The organism is Pseudomonas fluorescens Q2-87 (genome assembly GCF_000281895.1).
Lineage (GTDB): Bacteria > Pseudomonadota > Gammaproteobacteria > Pseudomonadales > Pseudomonadaceae > Aquipseudomonas > Aquipseudomonas fluorescens_S.
Map to the genome: position 1 here is coordinate 136,685 of NZ_CM001558.1, position 12,604 is coordinate 149,288.

Here is a 12,604-nt window from a genome sequence, read left to right on the forward strand (position 1 = left end):
GAGGAATCAGGTTCTTGATTGTTCCCAGGCATTACTTGAATATTCGTTCCTTCGCGCGCCACCCCCCGTCTATGGAAAGCGATTACCGTGACCTCCTACCGCATTCAAGAAGCCGATCTCGAAATCCCCGATACCTGGCAGGACCAGAGCATCAATATTTTCAAGCTGCCGGCAGTCGGTCCCGCTAAAGAAGCGAGTTTCGTTATCAGTCGCGATGCCAGCCAGGGCGACGCTCCCTTTGCCGAATACGTAGACCGCCAGCTCAAAAGCGCGGAGCAGCAATTGCCGGGCTTCAAACTGGTTCAACGCTGGGACACCGTGCTGCAAGGGCATACCGCCACGTTGCTCGATTACACCTGGCAACGCGAGGGGCGCGATTTGATGCTGCGCCAAGTGTTCATCGAGCGTAAGCCCTCTGTAGTGATCACCACGTTGACCACCACCCCGACCGACTTCGCTTATCACGAGCAGGCCTGGAAGGTAGCGATGCATTCATTCAAGCCCCTGCCTCCGATCGCCTGAGCATCGATCCGTCCCACTGAGCAGCCCTATAGATCAGTCAGGTAGATGCAACGCAATGGATGCACAGGCAGCAGCACGTCTGGGTGACGAAATAGCCCACGGGTTCGGGTTGGCCGCGATGGTCGCCGGTGCCGTGGCCGGCGCTTTGATCGGTGCCGCAGTCGTCGCCGCGACTGTGGCCACGGGCGGTGTGGCGCTGGCGATCATGGCGGGCTCGATTGCTGCCGGCGGCTTGTCGATGTTCCAGATCGTCAAGGGCCTCTCCACCATCTTCAACCTGCCCGAGCCCACCACGGGGGCGTTGATAATGGGCAGCTTCAACGTCTATATCAACAGCCGCAATGCCATGCGAGCGGGCGAAGATACGTCATCTTCCTGCACCGGCCTGCCAATGAATCATCCGATCTGGCCCTTTCCGGTGCTGATCGCCGAAGGCAGCGCCACGGTATTCATCAACGGCAAACCGGCGGCGCGCCTGCACAGCAAAATGGTCTGCGGTGCTCATATCAAGACCGGCAGCCCCAATACGTTTATTGGTGGGCCGACGGTGTCGGTGGCGTTTGTCCTGGATCTTGAAGGGTGGATGCATACCGGGTTGGAAGCGTTGGGGTTGTTGGCGGCTGGCGGGGCTTTAATGCTTGCGGCCTTCGCCGGCGCCGCTGCTTTCTTCGGCGCCCTGGCCGTCGGTGGTGCGCTGTATGTCGGCATGGAGCTACTGGGAGACCTGGGTGATCGTCTCGGCCCAGGGTATCGCGACTTATTCCAAGGCGTCGCTGGGATGGCCCTGCTCGGTGCCGGGCCGAAGCTGGCGCGCAAACCCATGAGCGCAGCCGAGCGGACGCTCTTGGCTCGTCAGCGTCAAGAGCAGATGCTCAAGGACAATATAGGGTTCAACGTTAGCCCGACGGCGTGGGACACCTATCCTACGATTGGTCGGGCCGGCACTTTCGTTTCTGATAAAAAAGGTATCACCGATGTCATTGGAAATTTCTCGGGTCGTTCCAAAATAACCATCAGTGGTAAAAAGGCTGCTGAAATGGAGCGAGCTTTTGGCTTGGAAAAAGATGCTTTGAAAGGCGGCTTCAAGATCAGGCAGGTCGATGATGTTGTGGGACGCATGCCAAGAAGCCCGATGGAAGGAAACCAGTACTTCCTAGGCCCAGGCAAACACCTGCCGGGCGGGGCACCGGAAATGGTAGTCGAGTCGATTCCTACAAAAGATGCGGCCGGCATCAAAACTTTAACCGAGGTATTTGTTAGTGACTAATGACGTGCTCAAGGCATACGTGGAGAAAGCGGACGGTGACTTGATTCGAGTTCGAGTCGTTGATAGCGCGCTGGACTCGCCGCTGCGGTCCACGGGGTTTTCGAACGCTACCGAGAAAGATGTCTACGTTCTGCAGGTCGCGGGCAACAAGCAGAAGGCTGACGTATTCGATGGGCTACGTTCACTGGGCGTAGCCTTTTCGGCGGGCAAGGAATGGTGTCCCTCCGAAGTGTTCGAATATCTTCGTGACGAGCAATTGTTGAGCGGTAAATATCTGCGGGTCTCGTGGACTCAGCCTGGCCAATACCTGCTTACGAACGAGTGAAGTTTCAGGATGCTTTGGTCCACCAGGAGCACAGATTCTGCCTGGGGATCGAACAGGTCTCGGGTCGATTTTATGTCTCCATACCGGTCAGCAATAGCATGGTCGATTACGAGGAATACTATGAAATCGATCGGAAAACCTTTGACCTGTTCAGGTGTGACCCGGATGCGGCGCTGCCGTTTGTGGCGCGTTGCAGAAAGCGCGAACTGGACGAGCTGCTGATAGTCCGGCCAGGAGCGAATCGCGGCACAGCCATCTGACAGTCGAAGGGCAAGGAGGTGACGCCGTGTTCAAAGGACCGGATGTATCGGCAGTTTTATGAGAACCACCTTGGACAACGTATTGCTGCTGGCCCTGGCCAATGACGAGTTGGATAAATTCCTGGTCGGCGAGCCGTTCTACTTCCAAGAAGCCCAGAACGATAACGAAGAACCGCAGAACATTGTCGCAGCGTTTGATTTGCTGGTGCTGCGTTACTGGCAACAGACGCGTGACCCGCAGTTTTCCGCGCGCTTCGTCGCGGCTTTGCTCAAGATTCTTGCGACCTACCCTGATCGTAACCGGGCGATTTATGTGGCAGCGGTGTGGGTCTGGTACTACCGGTTTTGCCTGAGCAAAAAGCAGGCACAACCCGAGGGGCTCTATGCCGACCTGTTCGGGGTCGATATGGGGGGCGTGGCGCTGGCCCTTCAGCGGCAGCTTGAAATCAATAAGGCCGAGCTGGTCCAGGATACGCGTTGGGCGGGTGGTAGCTGGAACAGCCAGAACGGTCTATGGGGGCCGCTGATGCGGACCGCCCTTGTGGTCCGGGATAAGCTGGGCGGCCCTGACTTCGTGCCGCCCAACCTCTGACCACAATCAGCCCTTGGCTTTTGCCGGAAACAACGCCTTCACCGCCGCATCAATCACGCCCTTGATACCTTTGCCCTTCGGGTCCACCGCGCTTGCGCCGCCGGAGTTGAGGTCCAAACGGCCGCCGGTATCGATGTTGCCGTTGCCGCTGGCGTAGATATTGAACGCGGTGCCCGAGATGTTGATCTCGCCACTGGCGTTGAATTCCAGCACGCTTTGGCCACACACCAGTCGGATCTGCGAACCCGCCTCCACGAGGTATTGGGTGCTGATGCTGTCGCTCTTGGTCCCACCGACGACCAATGCGTCGTTGCGCTGTACGGCGCGCAGGCGATCCTGGCCAATGCGTACCGTCTCGTTGTGGCCGATGCTCTTGTTGCGATCGTGGCCCACCGAATGGCTTTCATCCACCTCGACCACGATGTCCTGGTTACGCTCGGCATGGATGTACAGCTGCTCGGCGCCTTTCTTGTCTTCCATACGGATTTCGTTGAAATTCGCTGGGGTGCCGCCCTTGCTTGAGCGGCTTTTGGTGCCGCTCTGGGTGGCATTGGCGGGCAAAGCATACGGTACGGTTTGCTCGGCGTTGTAGACGCGACCGGTGACGATGGGTCTATCGGGATCACCTTCGAGGAAGCTGACGATGACTTCCTGGCCGATACGCGGAATCTGCATCGAACCCCAGTTTTTCCCGGCCCAGGATTGCGACACACGAATCCAGCATGAGCTGTTCTCATTGGACTGGTCATGGCGGTCCCAATAGAAATGCACCTTCACCCGGCCGAATTGATCGGTCCAGATTTCCTCGCCCTTCGGTCCGACCACCAAGGCAGTTTGCGGCCCTTTGACGATGGGGCGATGGGTGATGGGCATTGGTCGGTAGCTTTGCTGGGCGGCGATGCAGGTCAGGCTGCTTTCGAACTGTGCCGAAGGCGCGCCGCCGCTGGTTTCGCCGCTTTCCTGGGAAATGTAATAGCGGGCGCCGACGATCAGGTATTCACGGTTCTGGTCCTGGCGGGTGAAGCCGGTGAGGCTGAACAGATGCCCCGAACCCAGGCCGCGGGCGTTGCCGGCCAGCTCGACCTGTTCGTGCTGGGTCTGCAAGGCTTCGATGCGGGTGCGGGCGTAGTGTTCGCCATCCTGGCTCTGCACGTAGGTGCCGGGATAGTCGTACAGCGGGTAGTCGCCAGCAGTGTGTGGACGAGGCATCGCCGCGCGGACATCGATACGTGCACTGGGTCGCTGGAAATCGTAGTCGTTGAGCTCCAGGGAGCCGGGCTGGACTTCCTGGGCCAGGTGCCAATCGTGGATGTGGTCACGCTCGCGCTGCTGCTCGTTCTTCGGGTAGTAGGGCACCGAGCCGTAGCCGGGCGCCGTGGTGTGTGCGCCGTAAGCATCGGCCAGCACCAGCACATGACGACCTTGCTCATGGCGGAAGAAGTAATAAATGCCTTCCTGCTCCATCAACCGACTGACGAAATCAAAGCTCGTCTCGCGGTACTGCACGCAGTATTCCCACTCGCGATAAGGGTGGCTCAGGGCGTCTTCGAAGTCGGAGAAACCCAGGTCGCGGAACACCTGCTTGATGATCTGCGGAATGGTCAGGTTCTGGAAAATCCGGCAGTCGGAGGTGCGGGTCATTAACCAGAACCAGGGGCGCAACGTCGCCTGGTAACTGGCGAACTGGCCTTGGTCGACGTTCTGGCTGAAGCGCGCGACGATGCCGTGGAAATAGCGCTCGCCACCGCCGTCCAGTTGCAGGCTCACGCACATGGGTTTGCCAAGCAATTGGTTGAGATCGATGGCGTTGTCCAGCGAGTGCAACTGCAACTCATAGTTGAACAGCCGCCCCAGCTCTTCACCGCCGCCCATGTCCTTGAGCAACAGCACCTCGGGCCCCAGGGGGCTGGTGATCTTGGCGAGGCGTGTGGCTTGGTTGAATAACATCGTCTATCTCATCGTTGTAATGGCTGCGCCGCTGATCGCCTGACGACACCGGAACAACTGTGGGAGCGGGCTTGCTCGCGAAGGCGGTGTGTCAGGCGACATCAATGGCACTGACAGATTGCATTCGCGAGCAAGCCCGCTCCCACAGGGTTATGCGGTGTTCCTTCGGTGTCAGGCCGCGTCGCTGAAGTCGTACTGCAATTCGTTATCCACAGCGCTGATCCGCACGCCGGCCAGGGCCTTGCCTTCGAGCATGCGGGTCAGGAACTCGCGGCTCATGTCCGGCAGCAGGCTGTTGGTCAGGATGGTGTCGATCATGCGGCCGCCGCTTTCAGTCTCGGTGCAGCGCGAGACGATCAGGTCGATCACCGCGTCGTCGTAGTCGAAGGCGACCTTGTGGGTGCTCTCCACGCGCTTCTTGATGCGGTTGAGTTGCAGGCGGGTGATGGCCTTGAGCATCTCGTCGCTGAGCGGGTAGTACGGGATCGTCACCAGGCGGCCGAGCAGGGCCGGCGGGAAAATCTCCAGTAGCGGCTGGCGCAAGGCCTTGGCGATTTCCTCGGGCTCGGGCACGTTCTGCGGGTCTTTGCAGACTTGGGCAATCAGCTCGGTGCCGGCGTTGGTGGTCAGCAGGATCAAGGTGTTCTTGAAGTCGATCACCCGGCCTTCGCCGTCCTCCATCACGCCTTTGTCGAACACCTGGAAGAAGATTTCATGCACGTCCGGGTGGGCTTTTTCCACCTCGTCCAGCAGCACCACGCTGTACGGTTTGCGCCGCACGGCTTCGGTCAACACGCCGCCTTCGCCATAGCCGATGTAACCCGGTGGCGCACCCTTGAGGGTGGACACGGTGTGGGCTTCCTGGAACTCGCTCATGTTGATGGTGATGACGTTCTGCTCGCCGCCGTACATGGCTTCGGCCAGGGCCAGGGCGGTTTCGGTCTTGCCCACGCCGGAGGTGCCGGCGAGCATGAACACACCAATCGGCTTGCTCGGGTTGTCGAGGCCGGCGCGGGAGGTCTGGATGCGCTTGGCGATCATCTGCAGGGCATGGTCCTGGCCGATGATGCGTTTCTTCAGGTGCTGGTCGAGGTTGAGCACGGTTTCCAGCTCGTTGCGGGCCATGCGACCCACCGGGATACCGGTCCAGTCGGCGACCACCGAGGCCACGGCCTGGTAATCCACCGTCGGCAAGATCAGCGGGGTTTCGCCTTGCAGGGTGGTCAGGCGCTGTTGCAAGTCCACCAATTTCTCGCGCAGGTCATGACTGGTTTCGCTGCCGTCTTCGCTGTCCACCACGCCGACGCGCTCGCGCAGGGTGGCGCGGGTTTCAAGCAATTCGTCCACCAGGGTTTTTTCTTCGGCCCAGCGGCTTTCCAGCTCGGCCAGGCGCTCGCGCTCGGCGCTCAGCAGGCCTTCGGTCTGGGTCTGGCGCGTGCCGATGGCGACGCCAATCGCGTGTTCGCGGGCGATGATTTGCAGCTCGGTTTCCAGTGCTTCGATGCGTCGGCGGCTGTCGTCCACTTCGGCCGGCACGGCGTGCAGGCTGATGGCGACGCGGGCACAGGCGGTGTCCAGCAGGCTCACGGATTTGTCCGGCAGCTGGCGCGCGGGGATGTAGCGATGGGACAACTTGACCGAGGCTTCCAGGGCTTCGTCGAGGATCTGCACCTGGTGGTGTTTTTCCATGGTCGAGGCCACGCCGCGCATCATCAGCAAAGCCTTGTCTTCCGACGGCTCGGCCACTTGTACCACCTGGAAGCGACGGGTCAGGGCCGGGTCTTTCTCGATGTGCTTCTTGTACTCGGCCCAAGTCGTGGCGGCCACGGTGCGCAAGGTACCGCGGGCCAGGGCTGGCTTGAGCAGGTTGGCGGCGTCGCCCGTACCGGCTGCGCCACCGGCCCCCACCAGGGTGTGGGCTTCGTCAATGAACAGGATGATCGGTTTCGGCGAGGCCTGGACGTCCTCGATGACCTGGCGCAGGCGCTGTTCGAATTCGCCTTTCATGCTCGCGCCGGCCTGCAACAGGCCAACGTCTAGGCTGCGCAATTCGACGTCCTTGAGGGCCGGTGGCACGTCGCCGGCGACGATGCGCAGGGCAAAGCCTTCGACCACCGCCGTCTTGCCCACGCCGGCTTCACCGGTGAGGATCGGGTTGTTCTGCCGACGGCGCATGAGGATGTCCACCAATTGGCGGATCTCTTCGTCGCGCCCGACGATCGGGTCGAGCTTGCCGCTGCGGGCTTGTTCGGTGAGGTCGACGGTAAAGCGCTTGAGGGCTTCCTGTTTGCCCATGGCGCTGGGGGCCATGGCGCCGCTGGCTTCGCCCGGCACGGCGCCGGCATTGAAACCGTCGCTGGCGGTCAGGGCGTTCTCCGGGGAATCGCCGACGTATTCGTCAAAACGCTCGCTCAAGGCTTCTGCCTTGACCTTGTCGAACTCCGACGACAGCCCCAGCAGCGCGTGGCGCAGGCTTGGCGTCTTGAGAATGCCCAGCACCAGATAACCGGTGCGCACCTGGCTTTCGCCGAACATCAGGCTGCCGTAGACCCAGCCGCGTTCAACCGCTTCTTCCACGTGGGACGACAAGTCGGTGATCGAGGTCGACCCCCGTGGCAAACGGTCCAGGGCTTCGGTCAGGTCGCGGGCCAGGCGTGCCGGCTCGATGTTGAATTGGCGGATGATGCGGTGCAGGTCCGAGTCCTGCAGTTGCAACAGCTGATGAAACCAGTGGGCCAGTTCCACATAAGGGTTACCGCGCAACTTGCAGAACACGGTGGCGGCTTCGATGGCTTTGTAGGCCACGCTGTTGAGTTTGCCGAACAACGCGGCGCGACTGATTTCACCCATGCTCATGGCTCCTTGAGGTCTGTGAGGTGTTGGCCTGTTCGGCATAATGCCGGGCCAGTATTAGATCGTTGGCATCTGTTTCGGGACGTCCCAGCCAGGTGTTGAAACCCAGGCGGAAACGACCATTGAGTTGTAGCGCCGGGACCTCGGGCTGCTCCAGGACCAGGTTCAGGTCCCAGTCCAGTTCGTGGCCAAGATATTCGGCGACCCAGGCCACCAGCTCGTTGAACGGTTGGCTGCCGGGCAGCATGTCCATGTAGTCGACGAGCTTGAGCGGCCCCAGGCGAATGCGGAATTTATGCTGGCGATCCCACACATAGCGGCCCAGGCAGAAGTCCATGCCCAGCTGATGAGCACTGACACCGACGCGGCTGCGTTCCGGCAGTTCCAGCCATTGGCCGACGTATTCTTCGATCTCCACCGGCAGCCCGAAATATTCACCGAGAATGGCTTTCAAGCCGTCCGGGTAGCGGGTTTGGGCCGACAGGTGACCGCTGTAGTGCAGCTTCGCCGTGTCGGGAATCAGCCCCTGCTTGAGCAGGCTCGGCATGCCCCGACCGCTGAGGGCGGCCAGGCGCGCCGACCAGTAGTCATCGTCCGGGCGGTCATGGCTGATCGTCGGCCGCGCTTCGGCCCAGGCCCGGTAGAACAGGCTGAGCAGGCGGTGGTGGAACACATCGAGAAAGCGTTTGCTGGTGCTGTCGGCGTTGTTGCGCTGGCGTTCGCGCACGTATTCGGTGATGTGCAGCGGCATCGGGCCGTTGGGGCCGCCGAGGCCGAAGAAGAACTGCTCCAGGCGCGCCGGTGTGCCGTCGCCCCCCGGCTGCACCGAGGCCAGGGTCGACGGGGCGAATGTGCACTCGGCCTGTTGCCCAAGACGCAGCGGGTCATCGGCCAGGCGCAAGGAATGGCCCAGGCGCGGCAGGGCGGGAAATTCGCACTCGATGCGCCGCAACGCCTGGAAAAAATCGTATTCCCAGGGTTCCTGGTGCATCGCGTCCAGGGTACTCACAGGGTCGGACGACGTCCGGGCTTGGCTTTCCATCGCATGATCTCGCCGCGTTCGGTGGTACGGATCACCGTCTCGGTAAAACTGTTGATCGACACGTAGCGTGCCAGGAAGCGTTCGAACACCGCGCCGAGCAGGAACACCCCGGTGCCGCGAAACGCGTTTTCATCGAATTCCAGGGTGATTTCCAGGCCACGCCCGAACACGATCGGGCCGGGCATCGGCAAGCGTCGGGTGCAGGCCTTGCTGCTGACTTCCCGCAGGCCTTCGATCTGCAATTGCAGCGCCGCATCGTTGCTGTCGCCGTACAGGCGCAGCAGTTCCCGCAGGGCGGCGGCGCCCTGGCCTTGTTCGCTCAACGACAGATAGTTCAGCGACAACTGGCTGATCAGCCGCCAGGCCTTGGCATCGTGGGCGTGGCTGGCACGCGGGCGACTCGGCCCGGCCACGCAGCGCACCGCGCCGACCGGGGCACTGTCGGCCAAAGTGAAATCGGTCTTGCCGTTGCCCACGCTCATGAACAGCGGCAGGTCGCGGTTGGTGCACAGCGCCGTCACGCCGAGTTGGCGCAAGTCATGGCGATAGGGCGCCTGCTGGCTGTCGACCAGGCTGACGAAGGTTTCGCTGCCGATGTAGGTCGAGCGCGGGCCGTTGCGGCGCTGGTCGCTGGACAGCACGCGTGGCTCGCGGCGTACGGTGTAATAGGCCTGGTCGCGGCCATAGCGGGAGGGATCGCGCACGGCATAGAACGGCAGGAACGGTTGCTCCGGCCCCGTGCCGTGGCCGGTGAGGCCGCTGAGCGAATGCACTTCGAAATCCATCGGCCGGGTACGGTCGGCGATCACGTGGTGTTCGTTGACCCGTTCCGACAGGTGAATGCGATCGAGGCGCTTGGGAAACAGGTTGATGGCCGGGGTGCAGAACGGCAGGAATTGCGAAGCACCGACGCTGCCTTCGAGGCTGGGCTCGTGGCGGTCGAACAGTACGATCAGTTCCAGCTCCTGGCCGTCGCAACGCTTGACCGCGCGGCTCAGCTGGGTGAAGTCGACGAACAGGAAGCGGTGGGGCAGGGCGAAGTATTCCTGCAACAGGCGATAGCCCTGGAAGGCCCGTGGCACCACCGGCAGCGCGGCGTCGGCATCATCGAAACCGCGCGAGCGCAACGCATCCTGCGGCAACCGTTCCACCCAACCGCCGCCGGGCTTGCGGGCAAACACTGCGCAGGTATTGCCCAGCAATTGTTCGTAGAGGCGGAAGGGTTGCTCGTCGGCGCCGCTCAAGTACAGCGGCAGATTGTCCAGGGCCAGGCTGTTGAACGGCAGCTCGGCGCCGGTGCGCAGTGTGATGCGCAGCCCGGCCTTGGCTTTCGGTTCGCTGGCGGCCAGGCGCCCGAGCACGGCGGACGGGTTGCCGAAGTACTCGGCCTGGCTGACCTGCAACGGCCACAACGTCACCGCATGCGCGGTGCGGTACTCGCAGCAGGTCTGGGTTTCTCGGCCCAGCGCGGCGCGCAGGACGGTGTCGCGGGGCAGCGGGAAGCCACTGCTCAGCGAGCCTTCATCGGGATCGGCCTGCATTTGCACCACGGTCATCGACGGCGTCGGTGCCAGGTAATGCGGGTAGGCTATTTCCAGCAGGTTGTGGGTGAAGGTCGGGTATTCGGCGTCGAGCTTGAGCTGCACCCGCGCCGTCAAATAGGCAAAGCCTTCCAGTAATCGCTCGACGTAGGGGTCGGCGCAGTCCATGCCGGACAACGTCAGCCGACTGGCGATCTTCGGGTATTCCTTGGCGAACTCCGCCGCGCTTTCGCGCACATGGTGCAATTCCTGGTTGTACAGCTCCAGCAGGCGCGGGTTCATGGACGCCTCCGCTGGTCGGCGTTGACCACGCGCACGTGCCCGGACTCCAGGTCCAGGTCGGTTTGCAGCATCAGGCGCAGCGGCACGGGCTGGGCCCAGAGATCGCCTTCGATCTCGAAACTCAAGGCGTTGTGGTTCATTTCGGCCGTGGCCCTCGCTCGCACGCGCAGGGTGTGGCGCAGGATCCGCGGTTCGAACGTGGCGATGGCCTGGTGAATCAGCGTTTCGAGGGCTGAGACGTCGATGTTCGACGCACTGTTGCCGGCCAGCGCCGGCAGGCCGAAATTCACCACCGACGTACCGGCAGGGGTGTGCAGCGTGGCATCGGCGCCCAGCAACGACGTGGTGTTGAGCAGCCACGCCAAGTCGCGCAGCACCGAGGCTTTCAATTGGGTCAGGGATAGCACGCGTTTGTCGGCGCTTTCCTTGGGATTGGTTGGATCGTCGTCGGTCAACCGGTCCAGCAGGGACGGTTGCAGGCGATCGCGGGCAGCGATTTCGGTTACCACGTGAATGGCGCTACGTACATTTTCTGGTCCCAGTGGCTAGGCCCGCAGGCGGCGAACTGACTGACCTCCGCGACTTCCATTGTTCCCTCTATCTGGCGCACCGCCTGGAGTTTGGTCAGACAGTCGCGGCTGGGCGCGGGCATGTGTTCGCTGCGTTCAACGGCGAAGATCGGAACCTGGTTGAAGATCTCCACTCGCAATTGCTTGTCCGGACCCAAGCTGAACTGGCAAGGCCATTCCATATCGAGCGGCAGCCGGCTCTGGTCAGGTTTGACAAGCGTGCAGCGACCTTGATCGTTGGTCAGGCTCATCGGCTGCCCGACGAACATCGCCTGGGTCGGCGCCGCCGTGGCGGCTGTGTCTTGTCCGGCGCATGCACTCAGGCTGACGAGGCTTGCTGTCAGCGCTGAAAAGAACAAGGGACTGCGCATCACACAAGCTCCCAGAACCAAATGGCTTTTGAGCGCGAGAACAGGTCGCCGCTTTTGGTCAAACCGCGATTCCACAGGTCGATATGGTCGCCGGTAGGGCGGCCGGCAGTGTCGCTACTTTGCTGGTAGCAGTCTTTGAAAAAAATGATTCCAGTCTTGCCCAGCAGCGCCGTGCGGTCTGTCACGCTGTTGGTATAGATTTTCGGCGGACCGAGGCGGTTCTTCTTCCATAACCAATTTGCCAATGACTCCGCCCCGCGGGCATGCCCATGGGCGCACCGAGGATCCAGCGTATAAGTCGATGAATTGACCGGCAGGGTCTTTTCCCCGCACAAGGCGATGCTCATCCGGATGGCACACTGGTTGATGTAAGGACCATCGCAGGCCGGATTGGCGGACGGGTAGGGCGGGTAGCTGTTCCACAGATTGATAAACGAAGGCTTGGCCATGACTCAGATACCGCGCTGTAAAGAATTGGATTCGAGCAAGCACCAAACACCCCCGGCGCGTGGCACCGGGGGCGTGTTCGATTACACCTTGATGTTCTGACGGATGTTCCAGCCGAACTTGACCGGGCCGCCTTCCTTGGTGCCGTCGGCTTTCTGTGGCTGGTAGTCCACCAGCACCTTGGCGAAGTTCAGGGTGACGTTTTCGGTCAGGCGATCATCGCTGCCCGAGCCGCCGGTGCTCAGGGACGTGACCAGCACTTCTTCCAGGTTGATGATCATGTACTCGACCTGGCTTTCACCGCCGGCCTTGCGCACGGTCAGCTTGACCTTGTCGATGTGCTTGCCGCTGGCGCAGTGCATCATCAGGTTCGGCGAAGCCTTGTCGACGTATTTGGTCAACGACAGGTCCTGGACGTTGACCTTGCCCGCACCACCGCCGCTGCCCACGTGCATGTTGCCGGACTGGGACATGCCCCAGCTCCAGTTCAGGACGTCGATCTCGTCCTTGTGGGCCTTGTCCATGGACTCGCCCTTGATGTCGCCGATCTTGATGAAAATATCAACAGCCATGTTTTCTCCCTGTG

13 protein-coding genes are annotated in these 12,604 nt (G+C 61.6%); 5 read left to right on the forward strand and 8 right to left on the reverse strand.

From position 1 onward, the window contains the following. The first annotated feature begins 87 nt into the window (after positions 1-87). Genes PFLQ2_RS26740 through PFLQ2_RS26730 form a run of 5 tightly spaced genes read left to right on the forward strand, consistent with a single transcriptional unit; the run spans position 88 to position 2,966 of the window. On the forward strand, positions 88-522 hold the full coding sequence (locus PFLQ2_RS26740) for a DUF1795 domain-containing protein (protein WP_003177216.1): 435 nt from the start codon (positions 88-90) through the stop codon (positions 520-522). Positions 523-577: 55 nt separating this feature from the next. Further along, the gene (locus PFLQ2_RS30870) at positions 578-1,789 is read left to right on the forward strand and encodes a PAAR domain-containing protein (RefSeq protein ID WP_003177217.1); all 1,212 of its coding nucleotides are present in this window, start codon (positions 578-580) and stop codon (positions 1,787-1,789) included. Beyond that, the gene (locus tag PFLQ2_RS26735; RefSeq protein WP_003177218.1) at positions 1,782-2,114 is read left to right on the forward strand and encodes a hypothetical protein; all 333 of its coding nucleotides are present in this window, start codon (positions 1,782-1,784) and stop codon (positions 2,112-2,114) included. Before PFLQ2_RS30870 ends, PFLQ2_RS26735 begins: the two co-directional genes overlap by 8 nt. Continuing rightward, positions 2,111-2,374: a hypothetical protein gene (locus tag PFLQ2_RS27410; protein WP_033045870.1), complete on the forward strand. Its 264-nt coding sequence runs from the start codon at positions 2,111-2,113 to the stop codon at positions 2,372-2,374. The genes PFLQ2_RS26735 and PFLQ2_RS27410 overlap by 4 nt, the downstream gene beginning before the upstream one ends. A 58-nt stretch (positions 2,375-2,432) precedes the next feature. After that, complete coding sequence (locus PFLQ2_RS26730) at positions 2,433-2,966, forward strand: hypothetical protein (protein WP_033045871.1); 534 nt, start codon at positions 2,433-2,435, stop codon at positions 2,964-2,966. Between the two features lie 6 nt (positions 2,967-2,972). Here the strand turns inward: PFLQ2_RS26730 and PFLQ2_RS26725 are convergent, their stop codons facing one another. The 8 genes from PFLQ2_RS26725 to PFLQ2_RS26690 form a co-directional block, all read right to left on the reverse strand. Beyond that, positions 2,973-4,913 carry a type VI secretion system tip protein VgrG gene (locus tag PFLQ2_RS26725; RefSeq protein WP_003177221.1) on the reverse strand — a complete coding sequence of 647 codons (1,941 nt, stop codon included), beginning with the start codon at positions 4,911-4,913 and terminating at the stop codon, positions 2,973-2,975. A 171-nt stretch (positions 4,914-5,084) separates the two neighbouring features. Then, a complete protein-coding gene (gene tssH, locus PFLQ2_RS26720) occupies positions 5,085-7,763 on the reverse strand; it encodes a type VI secretion system ATPase TssH (protein WP_003177222.1) in 2,679 nt (892 codons plus the stop codon). Then, positions 7,756-8,808 carry a type VI secretion system baseplate subunit TssG gene (gene tssG, locus PFLQ2_RS26715; protein ID WP_003177223.1) on the reverse strand — a complete coding sequence of 351 codons (1,053 nt, stop codon included), beginning with the start codon at positions 8,806-8,808 and terminating at the stop codon, positions 7,756-7,758. Before tssG ends, tssH begins: the two co-directional genes overlap by 8 nt. Beyond that, positions 8,772-10,631 carry a type VI secretion system baseplate subunit TssF gene (gene tssF, locus PFLQ2_RS26710; protein ID WP_003177224.1) on the reverse strand — a complete coding sequence of 620 codons (1,860 nt, stop codon included), beginning with the start codon at positions 10,629-10,631 and terminating at the stop codon, positions 8,772-8,774. The genes tssG and tssF overlap by 37 nt, the downstream gene beginning before the upstream one ends. Then, on the reverse strand, positions 10,628-11,140 hold the full coding sequence (tssE, locus tag PFLQ2_RS26705; protein ID WP_003177225.1) for a type VI secretion system baseplate subunit TssE: 513 nt from the start codon (positions 11,138-11,140) through the stop codon (positions 10,628-10,630). The genes tssF and tssE overlap by 4 nt, the downstream gene beginning before the upstream one ends. Continuing rightward, a complete protein-coding gene (locus tag PFLQ2_RS26700) occupies positions 11,134-11,571 on the reverse strand; it encodes a hypothetical protein (protein WP_003177226.1) in 438 nt (145 codons plus the stop codon). Before PFLQ2_RS26700 ends, tssE begins: the two co-directional genes overlap by 7 nt. After that, entirely contained in the window at positions 11,571-12,020 is a 450-nt protein-coding gene (locus PFLQ2_RS26695) for a type VI secretion system amidase effector protein Tae4 (RefSeq protein ID WP_003177227.1), read from the reverse strand. Before PFLQ2_RS26695 ends, PFLQ2_RS26700 begins: the two co-directional genes overlap by 1 nt. An 81-nt stretch (positions 12,021-12,101) precedes the next feature. Continuing rightward, on the reverse strand, positions 12,102-12,590 hold the full coding sequence (locus PFLQ2_RS26690; RefSeq protein WP_003177228.1) for an Hcp family type VI secretion system effector: 489 nt from the start codon (positions 12,588-12,590) through the stop codon (positions 12,102-12,104). Positions 12,591-12,604: the final 14 nt, after the last annotated feature.

Bases quoted from the DNA above. Each gene is read 5' to 3' on its own strand.
- tssF (WP_003177224.1), bottom strand. From the start codon at position 10,631: ATGAACCCGCGCCTGCTGGAGCTGTACAACCAGGAATTGCACCATGTG.
- PFLQ2_RS30870 (WP_003177217.1), top strand. From the start codon at position 578: ATGGATGCACAGGCAGCAGCACGTCTGGGTGACGAAATAGCCCACGGG.
- tssG (WP_003177223.1), bottom strand. From the start codon at position 8,808: ATGGAAAGCCAAGCCCGGACGTCGTCCGACCCTGTGAGTACCCTGGAC.
- PFLQ2_RS26690 (WP_003177228.1), bottom strand. From the start codon at position 12,590: ATGGCTGTTGATATTTTCATCAAGATCGGCGACATCAAGGGCGAGTCC.
- PFLQ2_RS26695 (WP_003177227.1), bottom strand. From the start codon at position 12,020: ATGGCCAAGCCTTCGTTTATCAATCTGTGGAACAGCTACCCGCCCTAC.
- PFLQ2_RS26730 (WP_033045871.1), top strand. From the start codon at position 2,433: ATGAGAACCACCTTGGACAACGTATTGCTGCTGGCCCTGGCCAATGAC.
- tssH (WP_003177222.1), bottom strand. From the start codon at position 7,763: ATGGGTGAAATCAGTCGCGCCGCGTTGTTCGGCAAACTCAACAGCGTG.
- PFLQ2_RS26700 (WP_003177226.1), bottom strand. From the start codon at position 11,571: ATGCGCAGTCCCTTGTTCTTTTCAGCGCTGACAGCAAGCCTCGTCAGC.
- PFLQ2_RS26725 (WP_003177221.1), bottom strand. From the start codon at position 4,913: ATGTTATTCAACCAAGCCACACGCCTCGCCAAGATCACCAGCCCCCTG.